29 protein-coding genes, 1 tRNA gene and 1 pseudogene are annotated in these 26,380 nt (G+C 42.8%); 4 read left to right on the top strand and 27 right to left on the bottom strand.

Going from position 1 to position 26,380, the window contains the following annotated elements:
• Positions 1-20 precede the first annotated feature (20 nt).
• Positions 21-989 carry a lytic murein transglycosylase gene (locus tag SU60_RS02895; RefSeq protein WP_041154229.1) on the top strand — a complete coding sequence of 323 codons (969 nt, stop codon included), beginning with the start codon at positions 21-23 and terminating at the stop codon, positions 987-989.
• A 109-nt stretch (positions 990-1,098) separates the two neighbouring features.
• Here the strand turns inward: SU60_RS02895 and folD are convergent, their stop codons facing one another.
• Positions 1,099-1,959 (bottom strand): bifunctional methylenetetrahydrofolate dehydrogenase/methenyltetrahydrofolate cyclohydrolase FolD, encoded by an 861-nt coding sequence (folD, locus tag SU60_RS02890; RefSeq protein WP_041154228.1) that lies wholly within the window; start codon positions 1,957-1,959, stop codon positions 1,099-1,101.
• Between the two features lie 203 nt (positions 1,960-2,162).
• Here folD and SU60_RS02885 point away from each other — a divergent pair.
• Positions 2,163-2,239: transfer RNA gene (locus SU60_RS02885), tRNA-Arg, on the top strand.
• A 100-nt stretch (positions 2,240-2,339) separates the two neighbouring features.
• Here the strand turns inward: SU60_RS02885 and SU60_RS02880 are convergent.
• The 21 genes and pseudogenes from SU60_RS02880 to SU60_RS21565 all read right to left on the bottom strand — a co-directional run.
• Positions 2,340-3,980, bottom strand: a complete 1,641-nt coding sequence (locus SU60_RS02880; RefSeq protein ID WP_052481469.1) for a terminase large subunit — start codon at positions 3,978-3,980, stop codon at positions 2,340-2,342.
• Entirely contained in the window at positions 3,961-4,311 is a 351-nt protein-coding gene (locus tag SU60_RS02875) for a P27 family phage terminase small subunit (RefSeq protein ID WP_041154227.1), read from the bottom strand. The genes SU60_RS02880 and SU60_RS02875 overlap by 20 nt, the downstream gene beginning before the upstream one ends.
• Positions 4,304-4,564 carry an HNH endonuclease gene (locus tag SU60_RS22840; RefSeq protein WP_164833026.1) on the bottom strand — a complete coding sequence of 87 codons (261 nt, stop codon included), beginning with the start codon at positions 4,562-4,564 and terminating at the stop codon, positions 4,304-4,306. Before SU60_RS22840 ends, SU60_RS02875 begins: the two co-directional genes overlap by 8 nt.
• A gap of 158 nt (positions 4,565-4,722) precedes the next feature.
• Positions 4,723-5,775, bottom strand: coding sequence for a phage portal protein (locus SU60_RS02865; RefSeq protein WP_041154225.1), 1,053 nt, complete (start codon positions 5,773-5,775; stop codon positions 4,723-4,725).
• A gap of 2 nt (positions 5,776-5,777) precedes the next feature.
• On the bottom strand, positions 5,778-6,308 hold the full coding sequence (locus SU60_RS02860; RefSeq protein ID WP_041154224.1) for an HK97 family phage prohead protease: 531 nt from the start codon (positions 6,306-6,308) through the stop codon (positions 5,778-5,780).
• Positions 6,309-6,391: 83 nt separating this feature from the next.
• Positions 6,392-7,516: a phage major capsid protein gene (locus SU60_RS02855; RefSeq protein ID WP_041154223.1), complete on the bottom strand. Its 1,125-nt coding sequence runs from the start codon at positions 7,514-7,516 to the stop codon at positions 6,392-6,394.
• Between the two features lie 580 nt (positions 7,517-8,096).
• Complete coding sequence (locus tag SU60_RS20975) at positions 8,097-10,178, bottom strand: VapE domain-containing protein (RefSeq protein ID WP_084735551.1); 2,082 nt, start codon at positions 10,176-10,178, stop codon at positions 8,097-8,099.
• A 195-nt stretch (positions 10,179-10,373) separates the two neighbouring features.
• A complete protein-coding gene (locus tag SU60_RS21910) occupies positions 10,374-10,532 on the bottom strand; it encodes a hypothetical protein (protein WP_164833025.1) in 159 nt (52 codons plus the stop codon).
• A 2-nt stretch (positions 10,533-10,534) separates the two neighbouring features.
• On the bottom strand, positions 10,535-10,714 hold the full coding sequence (locus SU60_RS02845; protein ID WP_041154222.1) for a hypothetical protein: 180 nt from the start codon (positions 10,712-10,714) through the stop codon (positions 10,535-10,537).
• Positions 10,711-10,941: a helix-turn-helix domain-containing protein gene (locus SU60_RS02840; protein WP_052481467.1), complete on the bottom strand. Its 231-nt coding sequence runs from the start codon at positions 10,939-10,941 to the stop codon at positions 10,711-10,713. Before SU60_RS02840 ends, SU60_RS02845 begins: the two co-directional genes overlap by 4 nt.
• Before the next feature lie 96 nt (positions 10,942-11,037).
• Positions 11,038-11,559: a hypothetical protein gene (locus SU60_RS02835; RefSeq protein WP_128814595.1), complete on the bottom strand. Its 522-nt coding sequence runs from the start codon at positions 11,557-11,559 to the stop codon at positions 11,038-11,040.
• 31 nt (positions 11,560-11,590) lie between these two features.
• On the bottom strand, positions 11,591-12,805 hold the full coding sequence (locus SU60_RS02830; protein ID WP_052481466.1) for a tyrosine-type recombinase/integrase: 1,215 nt from the start codon (positions 12,803-12,805) through the stop codon (positions 11,591-11,593).
• Between the two features lie 387 nt (positions 12,806-13,192).
• Positions 13,193-13,768: a P-loop nucleotide/nucleoside kinase family protein gene (locus tag SU60_RS02825; RefSeq protein ID WP_041154220.1), complete on the bottom strand. Its 576-nt coding sequence runs from the start codon at positions 13,766-13,768 to the stop codon at positions 13,193-13,195.
• The gene (locus SU60_RS02820; protein WP_041154219.1) at positions 13,765-14,202 is read right to left on the bottom strand and encodes a PTS sugar transporter subunit IIA; all 438 of its coding nucleotides are present in this window, start codon (positions 14,200-14,202) and stop codon (positions 13,765-13,767) included. The genes SU60_RS02825 and SU60_RS02820 overlap by 4 nt, the downstream gene beginning before the upstream one ends.
• A gap of 7 nt (positions 14,203-14,209) precedes the next feature.
• Positions 14,210-14,503: a hypothetical protein gene (locus SU60_RS02815; RefSeq protein ID WP_052481465.1), complete on the bottom strand. Its 294-nt coding sequence runs from the start codon at positions 14,501-14,503 to the stop codon at positions 14,210-14,212.
• 59 nt (positions 14,504-14,562) lie between these two features.
• On the bottom strand, positions 14,563-15,405 hold the full coding sequence (locus SU60_RS02810; protein WP_041154218.1) for a class II fructose-bisphosphate aldolase: 843 nt from the start codon (positions 15,403-15,405) through the stop codon (positions 14,563-14,565).
• Entirely contained in the window at positions 15,392-16,378 is a 987-nt protein-coding gene (locus tag SU60_RS02805) for a PTS transporter subunit IIC (RefSeq protein ID WP_209419662.1), read from the bottom strand. Before SU60_RS02805 ends, SU60_RS02810 begins: the two co-directional genes overlap by 14 nt.
• Entirely contained in the window at positions 16,354-16,764 is a 411-nt protein-coding gene (locus SU60_RS22555; protein ID WP_209419661.1) for a PTS transporter subunit IIC, read from the bottom strand. Before SU60_RS22555 ends, SU60_RS02805 begins: the two co-directional genes overlap by 25 nt.
• A gap of 40 nt (positions 16,765-16,804) precedes the next feature.
• Complete coding sequence (locus tag SU60_RS02800) at positions 16,805-17,092, bottom strand: PTS sugar transporter subunit IIB (RefSeq protein ID WP_041154217.1); 288 nt, start codon at positions 17,090-17,092, stop codon at positions 16,805-16,807.
• A gap of 24 nt (positions 17,093-17,116) precedes the next feature.
• Positions 17,117-18,160: a 6-phosphofructokinase gene (locus SU60_RS02795; RefSeq protein ID WP_245228342.1), complete on the bottom strand. Its 1,044-nt coding sequence runs from the start codon at positions 18,158-18,160 to the stop codon at positions 17,117-17,119.
• Between the two features lie 466 nt (positions 18,161-18,626).
• Positions 18,627-18,722, bottom strand: a pseudogene (locus SU60_RS21565) (reverse transcriptase N-terminal domain-containing protein); the annotation flags it as partial.
• A gap of 1,379 nt (positions 18,723-20,101) precedes the next feature.
• Between SU60_RS21565 and SU60_RS02785 the strand changes: the two are divergent.
• Entirely contained in the window at positions 20,102-20,452 is a 351-nt protein-coding gene (locus tag SU60_RS02785) for a hypothetical protein (RefSeq protein ID WP_041154214.1), read from the top strand.
• 420 nt (positions 20,453-20,872) lie between these two features.
• Positions 20,873-22,087, top strand: coding sequence for a biosynthetic peptidoglycan transglycosylase (locus tag SU60_RS21175; RefSeq protein ID WP_084735547.1), 1,215 nt, complete (start codon positions 20,873-20,875; stop codon positions 22,085-22,087).
• Between the two features lie 191 nt (positions 22,088-22,278).
• On the opposite strand, the gene SU60_RS02775 is transcribed toward SU60_RS21175, so the two are convergent.
• From SU60_RS02775 to SU60_RS02755, 5 genes are all read right to left on the bottom strand, one after another.
• Complete coding sequence (locus SU60_RS02775; protein ID WP_041154213.1) at positions 22,279-22,623, bottom strand: YajD family HNH nuclease; 345 nt, start codon at positions 22,621-22,623, stop codon at positions 22,279-22,281.
• Between the two features lie 161 nt (positions 22,624-22,784).
• Positions 22,785-24,008: a beta-ketoacyl-ACP synthase gene (locus SU60_RS02770; protein ID WP_041154212.1), complete on the bottom strand. Its 1,224-nt coding sequence runs from the start codon at positions 24,006-24,008 to the stop codon at positions 22,785-22,787.
• Entirely contained in the window at positions 24,005-24,730 is a 726-nt protein-coding gene (locus tag SU60_RS02765) for a 3-ketoacyl-ACP reductase FabG2 (RefSeq protein ID WP_041154211.1), read from the bottom strand. Before SU60_RS02765 ends, SU60_RS02770 begins: the two co-directional genes overlap by 4 nt.
• Positions 24,727-25,191 carry a hotdog family protein gene (locus SU60_RS02760; protein WP_041154210.1) on the bottom strand — a complete coding sequence of 155 codons (465 nt, stop codon included), beginning with the start codon at positions 25,189-25,191 and terminating at the stop codon, positions 24,727-24,729. The genes SU60_RS02765 and SU60_RS02760 overlap by 4 nt, the downstream gene beginning before the upstream one ends.
• On the bottom strand, positions 25,184-26,371 hold the full coding sequence (locus SU60_RS02755) for a beta-ketoacyl-[acyl-carrier-protein] synthase family protein (protein ID WP_041154209.1): 1,188 nt from the start codon (positions 26,369-26,371) through the stop codon (positions 25,184-25,186). Before SU60_RS02755 ends, SU60_RS02760 begins: the two co-directional genes overlap by 8 nt.
• Positions 26,372-26,380 lie beyond the last annotated feature (9 nt).

Raw genomic sequence — 26,380 nt, 5'->3', positions numbered from 1 at the left:
GATTTGCTCAAGGAGTCAATATGAAAAAGTTACTGGCAACGTTGCTCAGTGTTGGTGTGTGTACCTCGGCTTACGCAAGTAGTGAGGGTTTTGAAGAATATTTACAGAAACTACGTACAGAAGCGCGTGAAAAAGGCATCTCTGAACAAGTGATCAGTGCTGCGTTCGCGAATGTTGAGTACAAACCTCGAGCGGTCAAAGCGGATCGTAATCAGCCAGAGAAGAAGCTAACGCTAGATGAATATATTCCTCGTGCTGTACCAGATTGGAAGGTGAAACAAGCTCGTAGCCTGTATAAAGAGCATTACGCAGAGTTAAAGCGCATTGGCGATACTTATGGCGTGCAGCCGCGTTTTATTGTCGCTCTATGGGGCGTAGAAAGTAACTTCGGTAAATTCACGGGTAATTATCGCATCATTGATGCACTGTCGACGATGGCATTTGAAGGTCGCCGTGAAGAGTTCTTCCGCAGCGAAGCCATGGCTGCATTGCAAATCCTTGACCAAGGCCACATCGATCTAGACAACTTCAAAGGCTCATGGGCGGGGGCGATGGGACAGTGTCAGTTCATGCCAAGCTCTTTCCTTCGCTTTGCCGCGGATGGCAACGGTGACGGTAAGAAGGACATTTGGAAAACCGAAGCTGACGTGTTTGCTTCGACAGCCAACTACTTGAGTCAATCCGGTTGGGATGACAGCTACACGTGGGGACGTCAGGTGAAAGTGCCACATGGCATTGATCGTGAATTAGAAGGCCGCACGGAAGAAAAAGGTAAGTACCTGCAAGAGTGGAGCAAACTGGGTATCACTAAGTACGACGGTAGTCCATTGCCAACACTCGATGAAGACATCAAAGCATGGCTAATCATGCCAGATGACGAAAATGGCCGTACTTACTTGGTGTACAACAACTACAACGTGCTAATGAAGTGGAATCGTTCTTATTACTTTGCATTGGCGGTAAGTCACTTAGCGGACACAATTCGATAAATAACCTCGAGTGCTATATTTACAAGACATTTACTAAAAAGGCTCCGCGAGGAGCCTTCTTTATTTCAATGTCTTGTTTCATGACTTATTTAAGACATAAGACAGGGCATTACTTGTCGGTATGGAACTGCTCACACGCCAACATGGTATTCTCAATCAGGCTAGCGACCGTCATCGGGCCAACACCACCTGGAACGGGCGTAATAAAGCTTGCGTGCTCACGCGCTTTATCGTACTCCACATCGCCAACCAATTTACCTGAGTCTAAACGGTTAATGCCGACATCCACAATCACAGCACCTTTCTTAATCCAGTCACCAGGGATGAAGTTCGGTTTGCCTACCGCAACCACAACCACATCAGCTTGACGAACATGGTGCTCTAAATCTTTGGTAAAGCGGTGACACGTTGTGGTGGTACAACCTGCAAGCAACAGCTCTAGCGTCATTGGGCGACCAACGATGTTTGATGCACCCACAACCACAGCGTGTTTACCACGCAAATTGATATTGTAACGATCGAGCAGGGTAATAATGCCTTTCGGCGTGCATGAGCGCAGTTTAGGAATGCGCTGAGCAAGGCGACCAACGTTGTACGGATGGAAACCATCGACGTCTTTCTCAGGGTGAATACGCTCTAGAACATGCGTACTATCAATGCCCGCTGGCAGTGGTAATTGAACTAAAATACCGTCGATTTGGTTATCGTTATTCAGCTCATCAATGAGAGCAAGTAACTCTTTTTCTGTCGTGGTAGCAGGAAGGTCAAAAGACTTAGAAATGAAGCCAACTTCTTCACATGCTCGGCGTTTACTGCCAACATAAACTTGAGAAGCTGGATCTTCACCAACTAAAACTACTGCAAGACCAGGAGCACGTAAGCCCGCCTCAACACGCGCTTTTACACGTGCAGCAACTTCGGAGCGAACAGTTTGGGAAATGAGAGTTCCGTCTATATTTTGAGCAGTCATGACTTTCCTTATATATTAAGAAGGCAAATTATTTGCCGCGCATTGTCGCAGAAATTCAAATTAACATCCATACGCAAACGTTTGCTTTGTGGTGATTTTAAACATAATCTTGCTTGGTGTCCTTTTTTTAGGCACTCAGAACATAATGTTACGAAAAGCCGTTGATTTACCCATTTGAACTCGTATAATCCTTTCCTTGTAGCGCGCCCTTAGCTCAGCTGGATAGAGCACGTCCCTTCTAAGGATGTGGTCGTAGGTTCGAATCCTACAGGGCGTGCCATTTATTCAAAAAGCCCCGATAATTCAATGAGTTGTCGGGGCTTTGTCGTTCTATCCCACCCATATCCCACATTAAAATAAATCATGTGATTATTTGGATGTCACCATTCCATTGTGAACACTTCCCCGGTTAATGTCTGCTGTTCTTCTTCAAGTCCCCACACGTGATAGGCGTTAATAAGTGCTGCTACTGGGTCTATTTTGTTGTGGCTGCGTTGCTTGTCTGGTTTGATGTTCCCCGCTGCGTCATTGGAAAGGGTTACGTTCTCTATTGCCCAATTCAGAATAGGGTTATTATCATGAATAACTTTTTCTTGAATAACTGCGGTTTGTAAGGCTTTAGTGGCAGGGGATAGGGTAATAAAACCTTGTCTTACTTTCTCAACGGGTACGCCTTCAGATTCAAGACGGGTCAACATTTGGTTACTGTTCCACGGGTCAAAAGCAACACTGATTACTTGATATTGTTCAGCTAGGTGATGAATTTCTTTTTCGATGTATTCATAATCAATGGTTCGATCACCGGCAATCGTTAACCATCCTCTTTTTACCCATTGCTTATATATGTCAGCGTTTTTGCGTCCTCGTTCCAGTGCTCGTTCAGGTAAATAACACTTACCCCATACTCGAACTTCACCTGTTTTTCCCGTAGGCTGGACACACCATAAAGCGGATATATCGCTAACACTGGAAAGGTCGATGCCAATTATTACAGGTAGTGTGTTACTCGGTTTGTGTTCCTTAGGCTTAAAACACTTGTTCCAGTCGTCTTGTTCTATGAACTGTTGTTCCCCTTGTGTCCATAGATTGAAACGCTTAGTTAATACCTCACTAAATCGGTGAGGAATTGCCCTGGCTTTTTCTATGGTGTCGCTTATTTCTTGCGAGTGGACAGAAACACCCAGATTCGGGTTTGCCTTGATCCATGTTGACGGGTATTCAACCTCTTTCTTTTCATCGAGTTCATAAATTGCTGTAAATGTAGTGTCGGGGGTGTAGGTTTTAAATTGGTCATAAAGTTGTTTGCAAAAACTGATTGTGTCGGTTCCAGCGGTGCTTATGATGAAATGTAATGATTCTGGTCGGGCTGCTGTTCCTAGCGACATTACGTCAAACATGTCGCTATTAGGGTGAGTATGTAATTCATCGCAAATGATGATGCTGTCGTTACGTCCTTCTTGACCGCCAGCTTTACTGTTTACGGGTTCAAACCGGCTATTACTTTTAACATGGGTCATTTTGTGGGCGTTTATGACACTTCGCCTTTTCATTGCCTTACTTTGTGTCACCATCATTTTTGCACCATCAAACACAATTCTTGCTTGTTGTGCGTTCATGGCATAGCAAGCAATGTCTTGTTGCTTTTGTTCCATTAGTAGGAAGTAGTTAGCGACTATCGATGACAGAAATGATTTTCCGTTCTTACGTGGAACTAAAATAAACGCCTCACGGAACCGGCGCAAACCAGTGCTTGACCACTTCCAGCAAATTGCATTGATTAAAATGAATTCTTCCCACGGTTCAATAGTAAAGGGTTGGCCAGCTAATGGTCCTTTAAAGTGGGTGACGTACGAGCAAAAATGAATGATTCGTTTAGCTTCATCAACATCCAGATAAATGTCATTACGCTGTAGGTCATTAAAATAACGCTCTACAGTTTTAAGCATAGATTTACATGCAGGGATTACCCCGTGTTGTATGTCTAGCGCATATTGATGATAGTTAAGCGTCGAATCCGTCATCTTCTTCGCTCTCTAACTGGTTACGGTGTTGTGATAGAGCTGTAAGGTTCAACTCTTTAGCTAATACAACAATTTGCTTACTGGTTGCGTTAAACATAGCGTTAGCAGGGTTCTGAACTCGTGTTCCTGCTCCATTGGTTACTGTTGAGCCTTGTTCTTGTATCTCTGAGGCTGACTGTTGATTCATAGCAAACTGTAAGCAATAGTTTTCTAATAAATCCCAGTCTGATTCAGTTGCTTGATTTGGCAATAATGGCGCATAACGTCGCCACATTTTCATCCCTGATTTACCTAGCAATGGTTTGTTTTGTGGTTGTCTCATTCTAGCCATTATTAAATTTCCTCTTGGCTGTGTTCATATGTTTGATCCATCGTCTTAGGGTTGGTGAATTTCTTGGCAATGGGTCGATGTTGTATGTTTTCCACGTGTGGCATTTTTTGCATAAAGGGGCTAAATTTTCATGGCCGTGGATGTCGGTAAACTGTGAACCATCGTTTAGGTTGCGAATATGATCTACTTCATCAGCAAGTGTCAGCCTGTCATTGAGAAAACAGTTCAAACATAACGGGTAAATAGCTCTCATATACGCTCTGGTTTTCTGCCACTCATAACCATACTGTGCTGAGTGATTTTTTCTGTTGCGGTTGCGATCTGATACTCGGTTATACTCGCGGCGATGTTGTGAGCACCGCCCTTTATCTGATTCTGCTATTCGTCTGCCACAATCATTGCAACGGAAAATCATATTAGACCTTCACGCTCTTTTACTTCTTCGGGGGTCAGTAGTCCCATTTCGATTGCTTTTGCGTAAACTTCATAACGGGTGTTTACATCTAGCCTTTGAATCTCTGACAGGTTGAATTTTATTGACGCATCAATGAGTTTTAGCTTTAACTCTGATTCGATAGCGTTCAGATATGGATGAATAGTGTTAGTTAGTAGGGATTTTTGGCTTGCGTTTACTTCGTCGTATTTCGCACCGGTTCCACTGTTTTGTAACCAGATTTTGTCCAGGTTGAACATTCGGGCGACTTCATCGACTGAAAATTTACGATTTTCAATGAATTCCATATCGGCATTCGAAACAGAAACGGTTTTCATGGTCATGCCTTTTTCAAGCATTAATAAACCGCCTTTTTCCCTGGCGTTCATTCGCTCTTTAAATCGCATGAGAGCCGTTTTATCGTTGAAAGCCCCTTCTACCTCGATCACTGCATTAGGTTTAAAGCTACTCTTTAGCTGTTCACCTGAAACTTGATTCTGCTTAATCGCTTCACCAATAGATTCACGACAAACCGTGATAGGGGATCGCCCTGTCAGTCCATCTAACGAGTTGATACGAAAATGTAATACGCTGTGTGTAGGTACGGGGTAACCGTCGACTCTGTAGCCTTTTAGCTTATTGGCTTCGATAATATTAGTTACACGATTACTCGCTAGAAATTCGATGCGCTCTGCTTGTCCTGTTCGGTCCCAGTGGATGCGAGAGTAGCTGTTACCATTGGCTAGCAGGTTCAGCATTGTGCTGATACGCCACTGATATGCAGTGATAGCTTGTAGTGTGTCTGGTGAAATGCTGAGTAAAACACTTGTGCCAGGGTTGTCACTGGTGATTGGGTAACCTGCAACTTGTTTTGATATAAAGCTCATTGCGCTGAATACCGCGCTTACTGATTGTGCATTGTCGGCATTTACCGCAATACCTGTGCTGGTACTATGTGAAAACATGCGCTCTAGTTGTTCTAGTGTTAACGCTCGTTCTTCCGTTTTTTTTCGTTTGAATAACCCAAGCATAATCAGACCTCTAAATACTGTAGCCATAATTCGTTGAGGTCTGTTCCCTCACGTTTATGGTCTGCTAGTGAACGCAATACAACGCTTGACGCTTCATAAGCAGGGGTGGCCGTCACGGTTACTTCTCGTAGTTCTGCTTCAAGTACATGTCGAACAGGTACGGGCTGTGCGTTCCAGTCCCAACGGTCTCGAATCGCTACAAAACCGAAACTCATCCCGTTAATATCGCCACGTTTTACTAGTTCTTTGCAGTCGTTACCTGCTTGAGTCGATGGTGGGTCAATTTCGACGTGAATACCATCTGAACGCTTGTTAATGGTCAATGTTCCACTGGTGGTGCGTCCTAATAGCTCTTTACCGTCATGTTCGTATAACGCTCTGACATCGGGGTTAGTTGATAAATGATTATCAAATGCTGCCGGTTCAATGATTTCCACGAAACCGCCTAGATCATGCGATTGAGAACCAAAAGCAATAGCTTTTCCGACCAATTGCCCTGATTCTGATTTAATTGTTGATGCTCTCAATTCCATAGTGGGTGCCTTTGAATTTAAAAAAAGGGGACAGCTCCGGATTCAGGAAAAGCTGCCCCCCGAAAACTATCAACCTGTGTGGATTAGGCTGATAGCTTACCTTTCAGCATTGCATGAGGGTCGACTAGGCCAGCACCGCTGTAGATGTAGCTGTGGAATTTGGTTTGGCCTTTCTCGGTGATCTTGTCTACTTGGTGATAAACGCCCATTGTGTGATCAACTACAGCCATTCCACGTGAGAAGTCACCGAAATAAAAAGTATCTGCCGTTAGGTTGTCATCCACTTCGATTGCAAAACCAAATAGAGTTGATACTCCTGAACCTTCAATAGAGCCAATCAACGGTTTATTGTCAGCGTCTTTTAATTTCTCAAGTTCAGTCAGTTGTGATTCAGTCATTAACCATGAGCCGTGTTTACGATACTTACGCGGTAGCTTTTTAGTAAAATCGCGTAGCTCGTCGATATTGGTAAGGGTGGTTAATGATTGGGTGTTAATTGTTCCAATGGTGTCAAAGGCGTCTGCTGATTCGGTAGCATTGTTCAATACATCGGCGAAACGGGCGTTTTCATCTTCTGAGAACGCATCAGCCACGGAACCATTGACAAAACCTTCAATGTCGAAACCTGAATTTAAATCAAGTAATCGGTTTGACACTTTCGGCAATGCTGAAACTTCACCCAGTGTGATCTGAGCCATGTCTAATGTCGGTGTGTCTGTACCATTGCGGGTTGTTGTTTCATCAGATACACGCTCAACGGTTGCCTTTGACATTTGAACAGGGATTTCAAATTGATGAACGCTGGTTGTGTGGTGATTTGCTAAACGACGAATCGGGGAATCTTCTTTCAGTAAACGCATGATGTTGCGTGTTACTTCGGGGATCATTACTTCGCCAGTGTTGACGGTTGTCATCGCTCGCTCTGTCACAACACCATCAGCAAGTAAACTGCGCAATTCTTCACTTGTTGGTGCTGCTTTATCCTGGTTTCCTGAACCATCGCTTAGTGAGCGCATTTCTTCAGCTTCAAGCGTTTCCACTCGCGTAATGGTTTCTTTTAGGTCATCAGCTTGAGCGCGTAATTCGTCAAACTGGGTTTTCTCTGCTTGATTAAGAGAACGACTCTCAGTTTCAGCACTAGAAAGGATCTCTTTCATCTGTGAGCGTTTCTCGTCTAGCTCTCGACGTAATTTGATTAAATGTTCCATAGTGGGTGCCATTGTTAGACTAGTATGATTTTAATGTATGGAAACAATTTGTCTTATTCAAGTTGTTGAAAATTAAAGTGTTTTAAATGAGGTTAAATGAGGCTTACTAGAAATTGACTGATCAAGTCCTCACAAAATGAAGGTGTGTGAAAATTGAAGGATGGCGCTGGTGAGATTGAAGTGTTAAGAGAGGGGAACAGTATTAACGATCATACATGTATATATTGTTCCAGTGGTGACACTATGGTGTCAGTAGTAGCTGTCACGTTATTTTTCTTATATATCAATAGCTTATTTTTATGGTGTCAGTTGTGACAGTATTTTTGCCATTGTTTATAATACGGTATACACAACACACTATTTCTTTATATTATCTACTTTAATAGAAAACTACTGTCACAACTGTCACCGATAGATATAATGCCCATGGAACAATGGGTTAGGTGTGACGGTAAACTATTATTTTGCTGTCACCATAGTGTCACCACTACTGTCACCACTGGAAGAGTATTAACGATCATGCATGTGTAAATATTGTCACCAGGTAATAAAAAAGCCCATCATCAAGATGAGCTTCGTTTCATGCTTTATAATATGAGCGCCTATCCCGTCCGGTTCCCTGCCTGAGATAACCATCCCTTACTAAGTCGTTAAGTGCTCTACCAACACGACCAGAATAGCCTTTCGGTAAGCCCATCCTGTCAGCGATCTGCGTTGATTTCATACCGAAACTTGAATCAAACATGCTTATGCGTTCAAGAATATCGTCATAATACTGGCTCTTAACCACAAATTTGTTATTAACAGATTCTGTTAACTGTTGTTCTTCATTGGTCAACATCCATGATTCACCACTATCAAACCATGATTTAATTTCCAGCCAGAACTGTTCGAGTTCGTGGGGGCTGTCGTGTGTTAATCGTCCATTGTTCCATGTGTAGCCTAAAATGTTGTTCACTTGCTCCATGTCGATTGCGCCATTTAATTCAATAACTGCAAATCGAGTATTTCCCGTTTCATCTTTGAAAAACTGCTCGTCGTTTACTGTTGCAATGAAAACGGTTTGTCGAGCTTTGGCGGTGTCGCTGCGTCCGTACTTTTTACGGAATTTATCTTCTCGGTTCGTGATGAATGCTTTCAATGAACCTGCTTCACGCTTGGTCGTTCTTTCTAGTTCGGCCAGTTCAACGATATGGTGAGACAGTACACGAATGACACTATCGACATCATCAGCGTTTAAATCTGATTCACCTAAAAAGCTATTCGGTAGAATTGAACAAACACGGTTAAGAAAGGCTGACTTCATAGCCGACTGACTGCCTTTCAACACTGGAACCAATTTAGTGCTGAATCCTCGTTGATAAATGGCAGCAATAGCAGATACAAACCACTTGCGGATAACTAGATCGCGCACTCTGCGGTTGTTTGATGGTATGCAGTCGATTACCCGTTGCACTCGTGGTATTCCGTCCCATTGTTTATCAGTGAAATGGGCTTCAATAGGGTGATAGCTGTTTTTAATGGCAATAGCGGTTAGATGTTCGTCGATAGCTACTTTCGGTAAACCTGTTTTTTCAGCTTCACTAATTAGGAATGAGCGCAATTCATCAAACTGCCATTCGTGAATGGTGTTATCTCGTTGAGCGTCCATGTTCAGATTCATCTGGTTAGTTGCTACTTGCACCCCTAATTCATTGAGTAATGCTTTCAGGTTGTCGTTAGTGCTTAAAACCTTCTTGCCATTACGTTGTATCTTCACATCGGGGAATATCGACGGGATGCCGTCATGTGTAACGGGTAGTGATATTACGTTGTCTTTACTTACTTTTCCGAATCTAGGTCTTATTGTTTGTTGTTGTGCTCGTGTCACACCTGCAATGTGTTTAACACCTCCCCACGTAAAACCACCATCACGATCAAACGAATGGACCTTATTTTCAACATCATGACGGCCTTTGTAGTTGTTGGCTGACATACTCCAATTGTCGAGTATGTCGATCACGTCTTCACCATGACCAAATTCGTGAACGGTTCCTGCTATGACATTGCACCACGTTTGATAATCACAATCTGAATCAATCTTAGATAACACTGCCTCTGCATGTCTCAGGTTGTGGCTTATTGCTGGTGGTCTATTGTTTGATTCGTGTTTCTTTAGAACCGTATCGACAATAACACTCGGAACCGTAGCAGGTTGAAAATCGTCTAAGCGGTTGTGTTTCCCTGCTTTAATGTAGAACAGTTGATTACCTGTTTTTACGTCAACGCCTTTTAACCAGTGTCCATCGTTACTGTGTTTAATACTGTTTAATTCTACGTCTTCAGGGAGTTCAAAGAGGAAGTGCAAACTTGAGCTATCATCATTCCATTGTGAACAATGGTTAAGCAACTCGTCTTCGTTCATCCCTAATGATGAAGCAAGTACACCATAAGGGGTTGCTTCATCTTCTTTGTAGCCGTCCCAGTCTATTAAAACTAAGCGATCAAGGCGAACACCTACACGCTGATTTGAAGCTCGTATCCAGCGTGGGTGATTGTAGGGGTATTGTTTGCCGTCTTTGAAAGGTGCTGGCTTGTTTAGATCGTCGAACCAAGGGATTAGCGTGTACCGTTCGTGTAAATGGGAATACTCAACCTCTGGGACGTTAACCGATTCCATCATTCTCTTCCCTCGACTTGTGTCCACTTAACTAGTCGAATGAATTGACGCTCGGTCAATAAATTGCGTATTGCAAAGATTTCTTGTAAAGTTATTTTACACATTGGATTGTACCCCGTGTGTTGACAACGATTGACGTTGCCTCGTTGAGAGTTGTTTTAACCCCTGACCAGTGGCGACTAGTCAGGGGTTTTCCGTTTATAGGTTTTCTAAAGCGTACATCGTGAGCTTTTCAATTAATTCTCGCGCTTCAGGTTGAGTCAGGCCTGTCTTTATTCCTTGATGATGGATAGTGTCGATGATTGACCATGTTCCATCTTCTTGTTCAACAGCTACAATTCCTCGTCGTTCTTCCATAGTTATACTCCTAGATCTTTTCTGACTTGTTTTTTAGTGATACCAAACAGTCTATTAAGTCGACCTACTACATCCCGTACTTCATTGGGTGTCAGTGGTTTAATTTGCTTTATAGCGTTAACCCATTCTTCATACGCGCCATGCTTGTTGTATGGAATGGAGACACTGATACATTTACTCATACGCTTAATAACCCACGTTTTTCGTAGATATTCGCTGGTTCTGTAGACGTCTGCACCATGGTGCGAGAGTTAATAAAAGCATCTAAGTCGCTTTTTCTGTATTTGATGTAACGTCCCATTTTAATGTACGGGATTTGGTATCGACCGCTTGAACGCCAGTTGTCCAATGTTCCTTTAGTTACGCCTAAATAGTCTGCTGCTTTTTGGTTAGGTATTAAGTCATTCATAAAGTTGCCTCGTTGGTTTTCAATTAACTAGAAGCAACTTTATAGATTGAGGGTGTGTACGTGCATTCCAAAATTAAATTAAATGTAAACGAAATGTTAAGGCTTGTTGGTGTCGTTGAAAAATTGGTTAGCAAGTCCTTCAACGGCTCGGTCAAAATTTCTAAATAAACGCTTGATTGAAGTGCTTTTTGTGTATCCTTTAAACACTTTCTGACCTACGTCTTTTCTAGAACGCTCAATTAGCCAATTCAGTGTTTTAACTACCTCATCGTCACTTATAAAAACGTTATTTTTACGGAATGTGTCTTTTAACTGTCTTCTGTATTCGATTATCTGGAAGTCTTCGATAGTTTTTATGTGCGATTTACAGTTATTAAATAACCATCTTTGAGCGTCCCTTATCCATTCTGGGTGATTGGATATGTCTACATCTTCTAATCTTTGAATGTAGTTTTGAGGAGCATTGTTTCCTTTTAGGTTACTTATTAGACCTTCAATGTTGACTTGAGGAGGTTCTTTTTCAAACCCGAAAGTCCATTCAAGAATTATTGGTTGGTCGTCTTTGCCAGCATAGTTAAAGACTAAAAAGTAAGTCTCTTTAGTATGCTGCTCTGACATGTCAGTTTTCGCTTCATTGAAGCTGACAAAGTTACTGTTTCTCATTACTGAATAAAACCTCTGTTGTTTGTTGTAATTCTTGGCGCACTGCTTCAAGTTCCAAGTGTGCGTAAACGTCGTTTGTAATACCTATTGATGAATGCCCTAGTAGTTTTGATGTAGCTTGTAGGCTACCACCTCGGCTAACTTGCATTGTTGCCATAGTTCGACGTAAGTCATGGATTCTTACGCTCTGTTTGCGGTCTTTACTGTAAAGCCCTGCTCGTTTGGTTACTCGTCGCCAAAATGATTGTGCACCTGATTTCTCACTAATATGACCTGTCTTACTGGTAGGGCTAGGGAAAACAAATCTTTCACCTGGTGATCGCTCACTGAAACGTCTAGTTAGAATTTCCATCGATTTATCTGACAATGGAACCACATGAGGTTTTTTTGACTTGATTTTGCTAATCGGGATCACCCATGCTTTTTGCTCTGCGTTTATTTCGTTCCATTCCATGCTGAGAACACTCGCTTTACGTTGTGCCGTCAGTAATAGCAACAAGATTACATCTTGATATATCTGTTCTTCTTCTTCCATAGCGGTGAATAGTTTTTGTAATTCATCACGTGATAACACTCGTTCTCGACGGTGTAGGGCTTCATCAATTTTATTAATACCTATCAATGGGTTAGGTAGGTCAGCACGATTGAACATAGACTTAAGCAGGGTTAAACAATGGTTGTGCATTGAGTAGCCTTTATTTTTTAAGACTGTTTGTAAAAATCGCTTTGCTCGTGCCTTATCTAATGCACTGTATTTGATCTTTCCTAACACTGGGGAAATATGGAGGCGATAAAGAGTCTCGGAACCTCTTAAACTGCTAGCCCTGCGTGTTCCTGCTTGAATATCTAGCTTAAATAATTCTAAATAGTTTATGAATAAGTCGTCGATTGTCTCGGCTGCTCGTTCCATCTGTTTCTCATAATTTGGGTTGATCCCTCTGTCAAATTGAACGGCCAATTCTTTGGCTTTACGGCGCGCATTATCAACGGTCATATCTGGAAAGATTCCGATCTTAACTTCGACGTACTTTCCATCGAGTCGTCTACGGTAATAGAAAGTTTTCGAACCACTGGGGGTTAAATAAACAAATAGACCATTAACTGATTCACGATGATTACGGTCAGCAATACGTGTTCTTCTCTCTGGAACCGGCAAATTAAGAATTGCGGTTTTTGTCAGTGCTAAATGATTCTGTCCCACCTTTATCCCACCTTTGAGCGTTAATTTGAGTTAATTGACATTAGCTAAGGTGGGTTGAGAATATGCTCAAGTTATTGATAAGTATAGAGATGGTGAGTGTAAATTAGGTGAGGTGAAATAGGGTGAATTAGTTTAATTAATCCTACAGGGCGTGCCATTTATTCTAGAAAGCCCGATAACTCGATGAGTTGTCGGGGCTTTTGCGTTTTAGCGACATCGTTGGAAGCCTTTTAATGACTCACTCGATGATCTGACTCCTTGGGAGTATTTAGCAAGGCATAAAAGTAGGAACAACTCTAATTTAGACTGCCACTAAAACAGGGAGGGTTACAAGTACCGATTATCAGGGGAGCACTTCAAATTCGAGCATTAGAAAAAACATCATTGTTATGCCGTTTTTTTCTCGGGGGTGCTGAGAAGTTCTGAAATACGAGAGTACAACCACTCCATATCTAAACACTTATCCTGTTCAAGACGAATCACTGATCCAATGCTCATTGGTTCGGCTCTATCAGCAAGCGCTGCCAACTCTGGCAGATATTCGTGTTTTGGATGTTTATCGGAGCGATGAGGGATTCGCTCTTCATATCTTTTGGCTACGGTCGTCCCAGAAATCTGGTTCCAAACTTCGATAACTGTATCTACTTGAGCTTCATAGAGGTAGTGAATCAGGCTTTCTTTTGGCTGAAATCCAAACCACGCATCCACGACAAAGATATGGTTTTGGGGAGCTTGTTTAATGATATCCCAAATCACTTGATACGCTGCTTTGCCAAGTTCACGGTTAATCGTACGATTGTAGTTTTCAACCGTTGCCATAAAAGGCTCTTTGATCGTATCGATGGAAAGATACGTGATATTAAAATAACGGGCGATATTGCACGCAACAGAGCTTTTTCCAGACGCTGGTACTCCATTCACCAAAATCACGGTCTTTCCAGTTGAGGCGATATTTTTACTCATATCAACTCCAGTAACTGTTCCTGTGAGCGAACCTGACGAATGGACTGTATTTTGTCATCGTCATCCAGCATTGAAACGATGGAGCCTATGCCTTGCTCTATATGACCATTGCTGTCAGTGGCACCAAACATAATGATAATATCGGCTGGGACGCTGCCGTTAAATGAAATAGGCTTATCAAGCAATACTAAACTAAAGCAGTTTTTTAACACCCCACATTCAGGGCGAGCGTGTGGGATAGCAATCCCTTCATCAAAGACATAATAAGCGCCATTGTCGCGAGTGCTATCAATGACAGAGTCCGCATATGATTCGGTCAAATAACCATTTTTTATCAGCGGCTTAGCAGCCAGCTGGATGACCTTTTCCCAACTGGGTTCATCGACACCTATCTGGATGGCTTCCGATTCAATTAATAATTCTTTTATATTCATATCTCGCCTAAAAATTTTTTCTGGTTGTGTTTCTAAGCTCGTCGATTTTTATAAACAATTCATCGACCTTATGTTGGTATCCTTGGGTTTTGGCGAAAATTTTAAGTGCTTTGTTGTACTCAACCATCAGTTTCTTTTGTGTATCAAAGTTCGCTTCATCTTGATGTAATGCTGTTTCCAACTTAAGGATACTTTCCTCTATCTCCTGAGCACTGACGGTATCGCTCTGAACGTTCGACTTTGTTGCCGCAGGGGATGGACGAGGTTTAGATTGAAACAAAGATTGGATCGCTTTCAACATAAGAGCTCCTTTATTGACTGCCGGACAACCCGGCAGTCATACCTATGTAGAAGGGTGTTTTATTGAAAAAGTTGAATTTTCTGTTTCAATACTTCCTGCACCGCATTGTTAGCTGGAATTAAGAACTTACGTACGCTGTCATCCACTTTGCCTTCCGCACAGGTTTTCTGAACATTACCAACCCACTGCACATTCATTTCTGTACCAACGTTAACTTTCTCAATACCACTGGCAACCACCAATCGCATGTCTTCATCACTCACACCCGTACCGCCATGTAACACCAAAGGCGTTTTTGTCAGGCTAGTAATTTTTCTGAGCAGTTCATGCTGAATGTTGGTTTTTGCTGTGTAAGAGCCATGCACCGTCCCAATAGAGATCGCCAACATATCCACACCGGTACCGTCAACAAACGCTTGAACTTCTTCTGGCGTAGTAAAGGCAATATCACTTTCTGCAACCGCTTTTCCATCTTCACTGCCACCAATCGCACCTAATTCCCCTTCAACCGTCACATTGCGAGGGTGAGCGTACTCAATGACCACTTTCGTATTGGCGATGTTTTCTTCCAGCGGCAAGTGCGACCCGTCATACATGACTGAGCTGAAACCGGTGTCGATAGCCAATTTGATATCATCAATATTTGAGCAATGATCTAAGTGCAGACAAGCGGGTACCTCTAGGGTTCGGGACAGGGATTTGATGGAATCCACTATCAACTCATGACCTAAGAATTGCGCTGTCCCTGTTGAAATCTGAATCATTAATGGAGACTGAGTTTCCTGAGCCGCTTTGAAAAAGGCTGGCAGCATTTCCAAACAGTGGAGATTAAATGAACCAATCGCCTGGAAGCCTCTTTCCTTCGCGATAGCTCGTAATTCAGTAAAGTTATACAGTTTCATTGGTTAATTCCTTTTGTTTGGTTTCAGAGTCGATGCTGCGATGAACAAAATAAGTAATAGCGATAATAAAGACGGTAAATAGAGCAACAAATGTCCAGTTACCATTGAAGGCATTGCCTAGCAGTAAGCCGGTAGAGATAACGTCAGAATCACTAAAGGTGACGCCCACAAAGCCGTAACTTTCTAATAACGGGATAAGAATTGCGGGTAAGAAGGTGATGAATAAACCATGCACAACACCACCGATAATAGCGCCTCGTCTTCCACCCATAGCGTTACCAAAAATGCCCGCTGTGCCACCTGCAAAAAAGTTAGTGAGCAGACCCGGTAGAATCATCGCCAGACCAAACATCGGGAAAACCAGCATGCCAATGATGGAACCAACGGTCGTAGAAAGGAAACCAACAATGACGGCGTTTGGTGAATAAGGGAACAAGACCGGACAATCCAAAGCAGGTTTTGCATCGGGTACCAATTTCATGGCAATGCCACGGAAAGCAGGAACCAACTCGTTAAGCAATAGACGAACACCTGCGTACAGCACAAACACACCGGCCACAAAAGTGATAGATTGCATGAATGAGTACATCAAGTAGTTGATGCCATTAGCCATTGGTTCAATGTATTCAGGGCCTGCGACAAGCGCTGGGATCAAGTACATCGGGACCATGACCACCGCCATAGACAGGTAGGTATCATTCAAGAACTTGAAACCATCAGGCAGTTCAATGTCTTCAATGGATTTTGAGTTTTTACCAATAAGCTTGGCGACCGCCGCTTGCACTAAGTATCCAATGGTGCAGAAGTGTCCTAACGCAACATCATCAGATTCGGTGATTTTTCTGACGATAGGCTGAGCCAGAGCCGGCATGACAACGGCCATGATCCCACCGAAAATACCGCCAGTTAAGATAAGTGGTAGACCTGTTAAGCCCGATTTGTAGCCAATCACGCACCAATAGTCGCCATCCACAAGAGTGCTTGCCCTGTGAGGAAGATATACTTCCAAGGTGTTAAGCGCGCAATAATAATATTGGTAATGAAAATAACTAATAAGGTTAAGGCAACTTCAGAGCCTAGTTCTCTATTGGCAAGCCCAGCGATAGCGGCAACGTCTGTGATATAACCCGTCATTCCAAAACCATGAGTAAATATCTGGTTTAAGAACGTTAAGGTCTCAACAATAATATTGATACCTGCCATCATTACCAAAAAACCGAGTAAGGTTTTAAAGGTACCTTCTACTGTTTTACCAACAGATTTCTTTTGTAGAATTAGACCTAGCATTGCAATAAAAGCAATTAATATTGATGCCTGACCTAATAAGTCATGGATTATAAAGTTAAAAAAAGCGTTCATAGATGACCTCTATGTTTTATTTATTTGTTTGACTTTTTAATTAAACATTTAAAAAAGGAGTGAGTTTTTCTTCTATTTCTTTTTTATCTGTCAATTTATTTAAAGATATTATTTTTGAGGATTGGTTTTCTGTTGCATCAGAACTTAATACATCCGCAAATGTCTTTTGAGTCAGTATCACATCATAATCAAATGCACTGGCTCCAGAAACGTCGGTATGATCAATCGTAAAATCAACACCAAGCTTTTTTAAAACCGTTTTTGCGCTCATTTCTATTGCAAAGCTAGAACCAAGTCCACATCCACAAACACAGAGTACTTTAATCATGTTATATCCTTTATTATATTAGATTTAGATTATGTTTAGGTCTTTTGCGAGTTTCACGTAATGGTCGTCCTTTTCCGTTTGTCTCCTTTGTATACTGGACAGATCAATGGGGATTGCTCTGTTACTTGAATTAATAATGATGGCTTTATTTGTTAACCCTGATTGAAGGCACCGTATCACTTCTTTAGCCATTAAAGTGCCTTGATACAACTCTTCACAGCAAGGTTCACCTGAGCGTAAGCTAAAACCGAGAATAGCTTTCCTAATCCTTGTTGAAACAAGGGGTTCAAGCTCTGTTATCACGGTATCAATAGCCCCCTGAAATCCGGGATAATACTCTTTTGTGTAACCTTCGGAGCACAAAATAACCACAGAGTTTTGTACTTTAAGTCGCTGATTTATCTTCTGTGATAGCGCTTCTATAGAAATAGGATATTCTGGGATCAAAGCGATATCTGCGTTAGATTTTATTGCCGATTGTAATGTTAATTCACCAGAATAAGCGCCCAGCAATTCAACCATAAAAATACGATTAGGCAGTGCTCTTCCGGTCATTCTAAGCTTTTGGACTTCAAGCCTGACTTGTTCACAAGCAGTGGAGAAACCTATGGTATAATGACTACCACTAACATCATTATCTATGGTCATTCCGACACCAAAACAATTAACACCGTATAGTGATAATCTATTGAGAAATTGAAGAGACCCATCTCCACCGGCTAAAATTAATACATCGATTTTACTTTTATTTAAGTTTTTAACTATTCTTAAATATTCACCTTCAACAAGTTTATTTTCTGTTCTACCAGACGTTAGTATTGGCATTGGTGACAATGCGTAATCAATTAAGTCTCGGTAAGTGGCTTCCTTAAACTTGTCATTGAGCAATCCATTGATTCCACCATCGTACAAAACAATATCTGAGCACGTATTTTTAGATATTTGGAGAAGGAAGTTATTTATACCAACGGCATCACCACCACTGATTGCTATCGCTATTCTCATAAATCCTCCCCTTAAGTTGATGACTTTATTTTGGCTTTTAGGTGGATTATTTTTTTGAATCAAGTCACAAAGATATTCAATTTCAACTTGCTGTTATGATTAAATCGCTATTTTCAACAGTTATTTTTGTGATATAAGTCACTTTAAGCATTAAACAAAAACACATATAACCTATTGTTTTATATGTTTTATTTTTAAAAAAACCTCTTAAGAAACAGTAAGTCGTATTAAGAGCCTTAATATAAGCTTAATAATGTGATGCCTTTCTCATTTATTCGGGGAAACAATTTGACTAATGAAAACATTTTGTATCTGGGCTGCTTTCTTTCTCTGTTATTTAAACTTTCTTGTGCTTAATTTTGTAAACCCCACCACGACACGACCACCGCTGCGCCATTACGCGTAGAGCACAGAAAAATAAGAAAACACGGGAAATCACGACAAACACAGAAATAAACTTGACCTCTCGGGGTGCAGCATTGGGTGGGCTGATGTGGGTAATGTGTGTTTTCTCTTCGGAGAGTGTTAAGCCTCTATTGTGTGATACCCGCTTAACAACAATAATTTTTTCTGAGCGCGAGTGGGTCAGTATCCAGTGCAACGCTTTTGCTTTGCCGGGTTTACCTGCATCACTATCGGCCACAGAGGCTTTCCCTGAGGGAGTGATACAGGCTTACCGTGTTCCGTATGTTACGCAATGTCAGGGTAGATGCTCGCGATGGTGCGGAGAGTTCAATGATCACGAAAGAGCATGGGGCAATCTCTTTCCGACGCTCTTCCCTTTTGGTTACAGCGTATTAACCACTTCCGCTGTTTCAACGTATAACGCACCTTCTGCGAATTAACGTATGTTCATCATGCTGACGACCTAGCACTCACCCAATTTTGTGGTTATCAGGAGGATCGTCCTCTCACGGTTTCAATCCCGATTGGCAAATGCCAACCTTCGTTACATTGTCAGAGCCGCTACTTCATTCAGGCTCCTAGGGTCTGTTGATGTTTCGAGATGATTTTTGCAGCGAGTTGTTGAGGTTTTATACAAGGAAGAGGCTTTGTGGTGCAGCTAGCCTACACGAGGAGCCGATGACGCAGTAGAAAAGCTCAACAAACGCTGCCCTTCGGGTTCGAGCTAGGCGCCCCACTAAAAGCATTTTATACGGCGTTAAGTTTCATTTACTTAGAATAACTAGGTTTCAATCAACTTGCCTTGTCTAAAATGCTTTTATCTCGAACAAAATTTAACCACGAAACTGAAGCACTTCAAGTGGTTGTCTTTGCGCTGTTGTCCAACTGAATTTTTGTCCGTAAGTTACCGTTTTAATTTGCAAACTTTGCTGGCTGAAAAGATGAAACTAACACGGGGCTTAAGTCGGATTTCTAACGCTTGGTGAGTTTGGTTTCAATTGCGGCAGCGATTTTTACGGCGTAAATTTTGAGTTGAGTGTTTGCGTTATCAGGCACTTAGTTTAACATTAGGCATCAAAAATTGCTTCGAGGTATACGGTTGAAGACGATAAAAAGTAGCTTCTATCCTGAGTGTGATCTTGAGAATAAGAACAACTATAAACGAGTGTTCTATATCAAGAGAGATGGGAATATAGTGGAAAAAATTGTTTTAGATGTCCTAGACCCTTTTCACAGAGAAACACTTATTTTCACACATTATCTAAGTCACTTGGTCAGGAATTTTTGTAAAAAAATATAGGTATTTATCTAACTTCCCGAGATAAGCCTTGGGACTTCCAAATTGAAACAAGTGAGAATTCAAAGTTCAATGTTGAAATAACCTCAATAGCTGAGTCATATAAAGTCTTTAATAACCACTCTAGTGAGGAACGTTACACTAAGTGGAAACAGCAAAAAGAAATACCACTGCACGAGCTTATCAAGCTAGGAAAACTCTTTCCAAGTGATGCTATCAATAGTGTTGTTCAAGAGTTTTTACTGGCGGGTATTGGTGAAAACGATTTGGTCTTTAACCCTTTGTGTTCAAAAGAGAGAACCGTGTTTATTAGTAAATTACCTTCTCCAGTGAAAATTGCTGAAAAGGTACTTTTAGATAGTATTTCAAAAAAAGCAGTGAAGAGGCATGAAGGTAAAGATCAAACAGTAATTATCATTGATAACCGTACTATGTCACTTGAAATGGACGACTTTTACTCGGCTTTACCTAGCATCTCAGAATACTGTGAATCGTTGGATTTTCCGGAAATATGGTTATATACAGGGCATTGCTCAGACGATGATGGTAATAATGCTGACTTTAGTTTTATTCCCATTAAAGTCCGTCAATACCAAGCCAAAGTTTTGAGCTTGATGGCTGAGCAAAGTGAGTGTGGGAAGTTTGTGTGGTAATGCTACCTAACAAACGAATATGGCAGATATTTACCCTAAGCATACCTAATCCGTTAATCACTAATTTAGCAAAACATGTAGTTCTGAAATGTCCAAAGGTGTGCCGACAGGGCAGGAAACATGAAATGCCCAAACTTTTTTGTTAAATCTATCAGTAACTTGACACCACCGAAGTATTCACTGAGCTTGTTAGTTTTAATGCGTCTACAACCCTCAATTCTTGATTGGGTCGACTATTAGTATAGCAATACCGAGGTAGTAATTATTGTTGGAGGTGGCTACAAAGTATTGTAAATTTTGAGCTTTATACCATCCAGCGTACAAAAAAGTGAGAATATTGAGAGGCCGAATGTCCTGTATGAAAACTGCCAGTAGTTATTCAGGTATATAGTTTATGTTATTGTTTAAAAGAACTAAATCATGATTTTTCGGCAAGATTGGATCATGCTTCAGCGCGAGGTAGATTTGCGAGTGATAGAGGTCTACGAAGGCCTTCCGGAAATACTATTTGAGATGCTAGTTACTGGTGAAGATCATCGATTTTGGTGTCACAACGGTTTTGACTCCATAGGGCTAACGCGTGCTGTTTGGCAAACAATAGCAATTGGTTCAAGGCAAGGCGGGTCTACAGTAGCCATGCAATTGGTGCGAACTTTAACTGGCGACTATGAAGCTACCGCCTTGAGAAAGCTAAAAGAAATATATTTGGCTGTAAGACTAACTAAGTATTTAGGTCGACATAAGATACTTAAACTCTATCTTTCGGTAGCGTATTTTGGATGGAACATGCATGGTGCTAATGCAGCGTGTAAGAAGTTAAATCTATCATTAGAGTCTCTCAGTGATGAACAAGCGGCTTCAATCATAGCGCGTCTCAAGTACCCAGAGCCAAAATACAAAAGTATCCGTAAAGAAGAGCTAATTAACGACAGAGCGTTGTACATAGTTGCTAAAAGCATAAGGTTAAGGAAAAAGAAATATATGAAGTCATTTAGTGTCCCAGAGCCGTTAAGGCATGTTCTTGGTACTTACCCTAATGCTGAAGAGATTAAAGAAGCAGCAAAAGGTGGTGATTCGGCTAAACATGCAATTGCAAGGCAGTGGTTATCGGAAGGTATCCCTTATGCTTTCAAAGACTGTCCGGGTGTTTATGAGTCTCTTCGTACTTGGATAGCAATGCGGTTAGATATTGACCCAAAGGATGTTAACTTAACAGGCAGCGCTAGGTTGGGCCAGTCATTAGCTCCTAGCAAGCTGGGTAAGCAGTTCGATAGCACATCTGATTTGGATATTTTCATTGTCTCACCTAACCTTTTTGGTAATTTGAAAAATGACTTTTTTTCATGGTCGGACGACGTAGATTCAGGGTATATAAAGCCATCTAATGACAGGCAATCTCGATTTTGGTCAGATAACTTATCACGGTGCCCAAAAACTATCGCCAGAGGTTTCATTGATGTCCATATGATCCCAAATTTAAACCAATATGACACAGCACAAAGAATAGCCCAAACGTTGTACCTAATGACCGAAAAGCTTGCTGTTACTAAGGGAGCACCTCCAATCAAAAAGGCTTCAATTCGGTGTTACGAATCTTGGGAAAGTTATGTGAGGCAGGTGTCTCTAAGTCTCTAGGCTTTAATTGCTCAGTAACTTTTCGGCACGATGATCGCTAGCAAGGTTTTGTCCCAAAAAGCGTTTAGGGGATAGTGGGTGATTATGTCAGTAAACCAATCGTTCAAAGGCAAATTGGGTGACGCCGATGAACGATAAGTTGATATACATTGGATAAACCACATCAACTGCTGCAACGTGGCTTTCACCCATCACTTCTTCATCATTTTGGCTAAGTCAGCAAATGGGTTATAGGTGGCGCCTTCGTGCTCATCTTCGCCGGGCTTAATCTCGCTGCCGTAACGTTCATGTTCTAGGTATTTACTGTGCTCATTGTCGTGGCAGTAGAGACACAATAACTCCCAATTGCTGCCATCTTCAGGATTGTTTGTGTGGTCGTGATCTTTGTGGTGAACCGTGAGTTCACGCAGGTTAGAGTAGACAAATTCTCTTGCACACCTTCCGCATACCCAAGGGTAAAGTTTCAGGGCTTTTTCTCGATAACCGGCTTCTTTACGTGCGTAGTTGGCACTGCTTCCGTAGTAATCTGATGACATGGTGGTTTCTCTAAGTGTTCTTATCTTGATGTGTTCGATGCTAGCACGAACATTGACGATAAAAAGTGACCAAGGCTACGTCTTATCTTGCTACTGAGGTTAAGCCTTAGTTGGAAATCCGCACCGAAAGTTAACGGTGCGGATGAGCGGTTCGGGCCGTGTTACAGCTTTTTGAAAATGATGGAGGTATTGATACCGCCAAAGGCGAAGTTATTACTCATCAAGTACTCGACGTCGAGTTCTCTGCCTTGTCCGGTAATATAGTCCAAATCGCCACACTGGGCGTCTATGTTGTCCAAGTTGAGGGTAGGGTTAAACCATCCGCTGTGCATCATTTCTAGGCCTAACCAAGCTTCAATGGCACCACAAGCGCCAAGTGTATGGCCGAAGTAGCTCTTTAATGAGCTGATGGGGACTCTACCCAGTGCGTTGGCTGTGGCGTTGCTTTCAGCAATATCACCGCGCTCGGTTGCGGTGCCATGTGCAGACACATAATCAATTTTATCGGCTGGTAACCCGGCATTTTGCAGGGCCATTTCCATACAGATTTGCATGGTGTCCATTTGTGGTTGAGTCACATGGGCGGCATCGCAGTTGCTGGCAAATCCGATGATTTCCGCATAAATTTTAGCACCTCGAGCGACCGCGTGGTCATATTCTTCCAATACGAGCGTACCTGCACCTTCGCCGATCACCAGACCGTCACGGTCAGAATCGTAAGGTCGTGGTGTGCTTTGAGGGGCTTCGTTTTTCAGACTGGTTGCAAATAAGGTATCAAAGACCGCAGATTCGGTCGGGCAAAGCTCTTCCGCACCGCCTGCTACCATTACAGTTTGGTAACCGTGTTTAATCGCTTCGTATGCGTATCCAATCGCTTGGCTGCCAGACGTACAAGCACTGCTGGTGGGAATCACACGTCCTTTTAAACCAAAGAATAACCCCACGTTTACCGCTGTGGTATGAGGCATCATTTGAACATAGGTCGTCGCAGTGATGGCTTTGGTCGTTTTGTCATTTAACATTACGCCGAATGCACCAATGGCGTCGGTACTGCCAGTTGATGATCCATAAGCAATACCAGTTTGGCCATTGGTCAGCACAGCGTTGCCGAGTAAACCGGCTTGGTCTAGTGCATTCTCGGTCGCGACCGTTGCCAGCTTAGAGACTCGGCCCATCCCACGTACTTGCTTTCTCTTATAGTGCTTCGGTAACTGGAAATCCGGTACGGGAGCAGCCAGTTTGGTGTTTAAACCATCGTACTGTTCGTAGGATGCCATATACTGAGTGGCATTTTGGCAGTCTCGCAGCTTGGGTTCGACGGAGTTCCAATCGTTACCAAATGCTGTGACACCAGACATCCCTGTGACGACGACTCGACGGTTCATACTAAACCTCCGTTTACTGAGATAACTTGACGAGTCACGTAAGCGGCGATGTCCGACATAAGGTAGCTTACCAAGCCTGCGACTTCTTCTGGCTCGCCCATACGGCGTAAAGGGATTTGCGGCATCGCATGTTCTTTCACGTGCTCATCAACCATGCCAGTATCAATCAGGCCTGGTGCAACGCAGTTCACGGTGATTTTCCGTTTTGCTAACTCCAATGCCAGAGATTTGGTTGCCCCAATGACGCCTGCTTTTGCTGCGCTGTAGTTGGTTTGGCCGCGGTTACCCATTAAACCAGATACAGAAGCAAGTGTGACGATTCGACCGCCTTTGCGTTTTTGCACCATCGGCATTACGCAAGGGTGGAGGACGTTATAAAAACTGTCGAGGTTGGTGTGAATCACTCCGTCCCATTCTTCTTCTGTCATGGCAGGAAACGCAGTGTCTCTGGTGATGCCTGCGTTGTTCACTACACCGTAATAGGCCCCGTGTTCTGCGATGTCGGCTTCTAACTTTTCTCGGCATGCTTCACGGTTACTAATATCAAATTGGATCAATCGACCTGAACCGCCATTGTGTTCAATGAGTGTTAATGTCTCTTGGGCACCTGCTTGGTCGCCCATGTAATGTACGACCATGTGGAAACCATCTTTGGCTAACTGTACCGCGATGGCTTTGCCTATACCTTTGCTTGCACCTGTAACGAGGACTTGTCGGGTCATTGTTGACTCCTAATTTTCATTTCTTGTAATTTTTCTTCTGATGGCACGTAGACGTTTAACTGACAAGTTGCCACGGTGGTCCCTTGTCGCTCCATTCTGGCAGAAAATACCGCCATGCCATTGTCTTCCATTAGTTTTTCTGCGTATACGTCAAGCACTTCACCCAGAGAGAACGCGTCACATTCAGAGGTGTACCGGCGGCTGCCTAACAAAAAACCGATTGGTGATGGCTGTTGCTTTAAAAATGCGTGGTAGCCAGACCAAGCCGCGACCGATTGCGCCATAAACTCGATGCCCACATACGCTGGCACGGTTTGAGAAACGGAATCGAAAAATGGATTGTGCGCGCCAATTTCTACCTGACAATGGATCGAGTCTTGCTGCACATCGAGCGCACGATCGACCAAAATCATTGGCTTATCGTGCGGAAGAAGTTGTTCGATAGGAGGAAGTTTAGTCATGAGCGTAACCAAAGATAAGACTAATGTTGTTGCCCCCAAAGGCAAATGAGTTACTGAGAATGGCTTTTTCTCCGAGTTTAGTTGGTTCGTTTACCAATGTTACCTCGATGCCGTCGTCTTTATTTTGGCAATGCTGGATCGGAAGCGCCAAATTGTATTTGAGAATATGCCAAGCAATGGCTGCTTCTGTGGCACTGGCTGCCCCTAGGGTATGTCCAGTCAGGGGTTTGGTTGAGCTCACCGGAACCGAATCGCCAAAACAGCGCTGAATCGCTTTGCTTTCCATCGCGTCATTCAGTGGCGTTGCGGTGCCATGTGCGTTGATATAGCCAATGTCTTCGGCGGTCAAGCCCGCATCTTGCAGTGCTTTTCGCATCGCTTGTTCTGCGCCTAATCCTTCCGGGTGCGGGGCTGATATATGATGAGCATCGGAGCTATCACCTGCGCCCAGTAAGGCAACACGAGCCGGAGCGTTGCTTAACAGCATGATCGCAGCAGATTCACCGATATTGATACCATTGCGATGCTGGTCAAAGGGTTTACAGTGGGTGTCGGACAACGCTTCTAGCCCGTTAAAGCCATTGACGGTCAGTCGGCATAGCGTATCTACACCGCCCACGATGACCGCATCAACCACTCCAGAACGCATTAAACGTTGCGCAGTGAGAAAGACGCGACCACTCGAAGAGCATGCAGTCGAAATGGCGTAATGCGGACCAGTTAAATCAAAATAGGCCGCGATAAAATCACTGCAGTTACCCATCTCTTGTTTGCTGTAGTGGAAGTCAGAAGGAAAGGCGCCATTCGTCGCTTTTTGTTCCAGAGCGATTTCACCATCCGCGATGCCTGACGTACTGGTACCGATCACTACCGCGATACGGTCTCGGCCATAACGAAGAATTGCATCTTGTACATCAGACTCAATTTGTTGGAGGGCGGAGAGGGCAAGGCGGTTATTTGTACTATCAAAGTGATTCAATGCGCCAGGTAGAGTCGGCAGCGATTCTGCGACTAGACCAAGCACCGTTTGGCGACCTGAGTTCAAAATATCGCGGTCGACAACCATGTTTGACGTTTTGGCTCCTGACAAACATTGATGAATCGCTTCGACATCGCAGCCCATGGCGGAATGAAAGCCGCAGGCTTGGATATACAAAGGTTGGGGAGAGCGAATAGACATAGGGTCGTT

The organism is Vibrio mytili (assembly GCF_000830505.1).
Classification (GTDB): domain Bacteria; phylum Pseudomonadota; class Gammaproteobacteria; order Enterobacterales; family Vibrionaceae; genus Vibrio; species Vibrio mytili.
Note: the sequence above shows the minus strand (reverse complement) of the source record. Positions and strands in the feature narration are given on the sequence as shown.

Bases quoted from the DNA above. Each gene is read 5' to 3' on its own strand.
- SU60_RS02895 (WP_041154229.1), top strand. From the start codon at position 21: ATGAAAAAGTTACTGGCAACGTTGCTCAGTGTTGGTGTGTGTACCTCG.
- folD (WP_041154228.1), bottom strand. From the start codon at position 1,959: ATGACTGCTCAAAATATAGACGGAACTCTCATTTCCCAAACTGTTCGC.
- SU60_RS02880 (WP_052481469.1), bottom strand. From the start codon at position 3,980: ATGACGGATTCGACGCTTAACTATCATCAATATGCGCTAGACATACAA.
- SU60_RS02875 (WP_041154227.1), bottom strand. From the start codon at position 4,311: ATGGCTAGAATGAGACAACCACAAAACAAACCATTGCTAGGTAAATCA.
- SU60_RS22840 (WP_164833026.1), bottom strand. From the start codon at position 4,564: ATGAGAGCTATTTACCCGTTATGTTTGAACTGTTTTCTCAATGACAGG.
- SU60_RS02865 (WP_041154225.1), bottom strand. From the start codon at position 5,775: ATGCTTGGGTTATTCAAACGAAAAAAAACGGAAGAACGAGCGTTAACA.
- SU60_RS02860 (WP_041154224.1), bottom strand. From the start codon at position 6,308: ATGGAATTGAGAGCATCAACAATTAAATCAGAATCAGGGCAATTGGTC.
- SU60_RS02855 (WP_041154223.1), bottom strand. From the start codon at position 7,516: ATGGAACATTTAATCAAATTACGTCGAGAGCTAGACGAGAAACGCTCA.
- SU60_RS20975 (WP_084735551.1), bottom strand. From the start codon at position 10,178: ATGATGGAATCGGTTAACGTCCCAGAGGTTGAGTATTCCCATTTACAC.
- SU60_RS21910 (WP_164833025.1), bottom strand. From the start codon at position 10,532: ATGGAAGAACGACGAGGAATTGTAGCTGTTGAACAAGAAGATGGAACA.
- SU60_RS02845 (WP_041154222.1), bottom strand. From the start codon at position 10,714: ATGAGTAAATGTATCAGTGTCTCCATTCCATACAACAAGCATGGCGCG.
- SU60_RS02840 (WP_052481467.1), bottom strand. From the start codon at position 10,941: ATGAATGACTTAATACCTAACCAAAAAGCAGCAGACTATTTAGGCGTA.
- SU60_RS02835 (WP_128814595.1), bottom strand. From the start codon at position 11,559: ATGTCAGAGCAGCATACTAAAGAGACTTACTTTTTAGTCTTTAACTAT.
- SU60_RS02825 (WP_041154220.1), bottom strand. From the start codon at position 13,768: ATGAGTAAAAATATCGCCTCAACTGGAAAGACCGTGATTTTGGTGAAT.
- SU60_RS02820 (WP_041154219.1), bottom strand. From the start codon at position 14,202: ATGAATATAAAAGAATTATTAATTGAATCGGAAGCCATCCAGATAGGT.
- SU60_RS02815 (WP_052481465.1), bottom strand. From the start codon at position 14,503: ATGTTGAAAGCGATCCAATCTTTGTTTCAATCTAAACCTCGTCCATCC.
- SU60_RS02810 (WP_041154218.1), bottom strand. From the start codon at position 15,405: ATGAAACTGTATAACTTTACTGAATTACGAGCTATCGCGAAGGAAAGA.
- SU60_RS22555 (WP_209419661.1), bottom strand. From the start codon at position 16,764: ATGAACGCTTTTTTTAACTTTATAATCCATGACTTATTAGGTCAGGCA.
- SU60_RS02800 (WP_041154217.1), bottom strand. From the start codon at position 17,092: ATGATTAAAGTACTCTGTGTTTGTGGATGTGGACTTGGTTCTAGCTTT.
- SU60_RS21175 (WP_084735547.1), top strand. From the start codon at position 20,873: ATGATTTTTCGGCAAGATTGGATCATGCTTCAGCGCGAGGTAGATTTG.
- SU60_RS02775 (WP_041154213.1), bottom strand. From the start codon at position 22,623: ATGTCATCAGATTACTACGGAAGCAGTGCCAACTACGCACGTAAAGAA.
- SU60_RS02770 (WP_041154212.1), bottom strand. From the start codon at position 24,008: ATGAACCGTCGAGTCGTCGTCACAGGGATGTCTGGTGTCACAGCATTT.
- SU60_RS02765 (WP_041154211.1), bottom strand. From the start codon at position 24,730: ATGACCCGACAAGTCCTCGTTACAGGTGCAAGCAAAGGTATAGGCAAA.
- SU60_RS02760 (WP_041154210.1), bottom strand. From the start codon at position 25,191: ATGACTAAACTTCCTCCTATCGAACAACTTCTTCCGCACGATAAGCCA.
- SU60_RS02755 (WP_041154209.1), bottom strand. From the start codon at position 26,371: ATGTCTATTCGCTCTCCCCAACCTTTGTATATCCAAGCCTGCGGCTTT.